The sequence below is a fragment of the Brachybacterium netajii (SeqCode) genome (genome assembly GCF_054114245.1).
In genome coordinates this window covers 1-3,256 of sequence record NZ_JBSYXB010000018.1, presented here as the reverse complement: position 1 = coordinate 3,256, position 3,256 = coordinate 1, and the positions used below count along the sequence as shown (strand labels likewise).

The window sequence follows — 3,256 nt, the reverse complement described above, 5'->3', positions numbered from 1 at the left end:
GAATGACACAGCTTCGGCGGTGTACTTGAGCCCCGCTACATTGTCGGCGCAGAATCACTTGACCAGTGAGCTATTACGCACTCTTTCAAGGGTGGCTGCTTCTAAGCCAACCTCCTGGTTGTCTCAGCAACTCCACATCCTTTTCCACTTAGCACACGCTTAGGGGCCTTAGCTGATGTTCTGGGCTGTTTCCCTCTCGACTATGAAGCTTATCCCCCACAGTCTCACTGCTGCGCTCTCACGTACCGGCATTCGGAGTTTGGCTAAGGTCAGTAACCCGGTGGGGCCCATCGCCTATCCAGTGCTCTACCTCCGGCACGAAACACGCAACGCTGCACCTAAATGCATTTCGGGGAGAACCAGCTATCACGAAGTTTGATTGGCCTTTCACCCCTATCCACAGGTCATCCCCTCCATTTTCAACTGAAGTGGGTTCGCGCCTCCACGCGGTCTTACCCGCGCTTCACACTGCCCATGGATAGATCACTTCGCTTCGGGTCTAGAGCCGGCGACTGAACGCCCCGTTCAGACTCGCTTTCGCTACGGCTACCCCACACGGGTTAACCTCGCCACCGACCACTAACTCGCAGGCTCATTCTTCAAAAGGCACGCCGTCACCCCTAAAGGCTCCGACGGATTGTAAGCACACGGTTTCAGGTACTATTTCACTCCCCTCCCGGGGTACTTTTCACCTTTCCCTCACGGTACTTGTCCGCTATCGGTCACAAGGGAGTATTCAGGCTTACCAGGTGGTCCTGGCAGATTCACACCGGATTTCACGGGCCCGGTGCTACTCGGGAACAGCAACAACGCCGCATATCAGTTTCGTCTACGGGGGTCACACCCTCTACGCCGTCGCACTCACCACGACTTCGACTACCAACACACGTCCACGTCGACCTCCCGGCAGAGAGATCACGCACTGTCCCAACAACCCCCAACCTGCAACCCCTGCCGGGTATCACACAGACCAGGTTTAGCCCCATCCGCTTTCGCTCGCCACTACTCACGGAATCACTATTTGTTTTCTCTTCCTGCGGGTACTGAGATGTTTCACTTCCCCGCGTTCCCTCCACACCACCTATACATTCAGTGGCGGGTACCGCAACATGACTTGCGGTGGGTTTCCCCATTCGGACATCCTCGGATCACAGATCGGTTGTCATCTCCCCGAGGCTTATCGCAGACTCCCACGTCCTTCATCGGCTCCTTGTGCCCAGGCATCCACCGTGTGCCCTTAAAAACTTGGCAACACACAAAGACAAAAAATTGCTTACAAGATGCTCGCGTCCACTATGTAGTTCTCAAGAAACAACCCCACACCCACCACACCACCGCAAACGCAGTCAGCGTGACGAGGGAGGACCAGCCACACACCAGTACGGCCATACCCGAAAGCATGACCCCTGGCCGCGTGCAGCCTCACAACCCAATAGCGTGTCTCCACCTCAAACCCACCGGACCATCATCCTTTCCAACCCCGAGGGGCGTACTCCGGACGATCATTGCCAGCGAGTGAAGTGCCTATTCGTTGATGTTCCACCCATGAGCAACCATCCCCACCACACGCGGGCAGGTTGATGGCCACCAATCTTGGTGATGCTCCTTAGAAAGGAGGTGATCCAGCCGCACCTTCCGGTACGGCTACCTTGTTACGACTTAGTCCCAATCACCGATCCCACCTTCGACAGCTCCCTCACGAGGATGGGCCACTGGCTTCGGGTGTTACCGACTTTCGTGACTTGACGGGCGGTGTGTACAAGGCCCGGGAACGTATTCACCGCAGCGTTGCTGATCTGCGATTACTAGCGACTCCGACTTCATGGGGTCGAGTTGCAGACCCCAATCCGAACTGAGACCGGCTTTTTGGGATTCGCTCCACCTCACAGTTTCGCAACCCATTGTACCGGCCATTGTAGCATGCGTGAAGCCCAAGACATAAGGGGCATGATGATTTGACGTCGTCCCCACCTTCCTCCGAGTTGACCCCGGCAGTCTCCCATGAGTCCCCGCCATTACGCGCTGGCAACATGGAACGAGGGTTGCGCTCGTTGCGGGACTTAACCCAACATCTCACGACACGAGCTGACGACAACCATGCACCACCTGTGCACCAGCCCAAAGGAAGCCACATTTCTGCGACCGTCCGGTGCATGTCAAGCCTTGGTAAGGTTCTTCGCGTTGCATCGAATTAATCCGCATGCTCCGCCGCTTGTGCGGGCCCCCGTCAATTCCTTTGAGTTTTAGCCTTGCGGCCGTACTCCCCAGGCGGGGCACTTAATGCGTTAGCTACGGCGCGGAGAACGTGGAATGTTCCCCACACCTAGTGCCCAACGTTTACGGCATGGACTACCAGGGTATCTAATCCTGTTCGCTACCCATGCTTTCGCTTCTCAGTGTCAGTAATGGCCCAGAGACCTGCCTTCGCCATCGGTGTTCTTCCTGATATCTGCGCATTTCACCGCTACACCAGGAGTTCCAGTCTCCCCTACCACACTCTAGCCTGCCCGTACCCACCGCACGCCCGAGGTTGAGCCTCGGGTTTTCACGGCAGACGCGACAAGCCACCTACAAGCTCTTTACGCCCAATAATTCCGGACAACGCTTGCGCCCTACGTATTACCGCGGCTGCTGGCACGTAGTTAGCCGGCGCTTCTTCTGCAGGTACCGTCACTTTCGCTTCTTCCCTACTGAAAGAGGTTTACAACCCGAAGGCCGTCATCCCTCACGCGGCGTCGCTGCATCAGGCTTTCGCCCATTGTGCAATATTCCCCACTGCTGCCTCCCGTAGGAGTCTGGGCCGTGTCTCAGTCCCAGTGTGGCCGGTCGCCCTCTCAGGCCGGCTACCCGTCATCGCCTTGGTGAGCCACTACCTCACCAACAAACTGATAGGCCGCGAGTCCATCCCCCACCGAAAAACTTTCCAACCACCACCATGCGGTAGTAGCTCATATCCGGTATTAGCCCCGATTTCCCGAGGTTATCCCGAAGTGGGGGGCAGGTTACTCACGTGTTACTCACCCGTTCGCCACTAATCAGGTGGTGCAAGCACCACCGTCATCGTTCGACTTGCATGTGTTAAGCACGCCGCCAGCGTTCGTCCTGAGCCAGGATCAAACTCTCCATAAAAAATGAAAACAATCCTGGCAAAAAAACAAACAACCAGCATTTCTGCTAATCATCCGTATATCTTGCCAATTAAAATATTGGCATCAACAAACAGACACGCTATTGAGATATCAAGCAACACGCGCAC

General features: G+C 55.9%; 2 rRNA genes. Both read right to left on the bottom strand.

What is annotated here, in order from left to right:
• A 23S ribosomal RNA gene (locus tag ACXET9_RS16055) occupies nt 1-1,251 on the bottom strand; the annotation flags it as partial.
• A gap of 359 nt (nt 1,252-1,610) precedes the next feature.
• A 16S ribosomal RNA gene (locus ACXET9_RS16050) occupies nt 1,611-3,129 on the bottom strand.
• Nucleotides 3,130-3,256 lie beyond the last annotated feature (127 nt).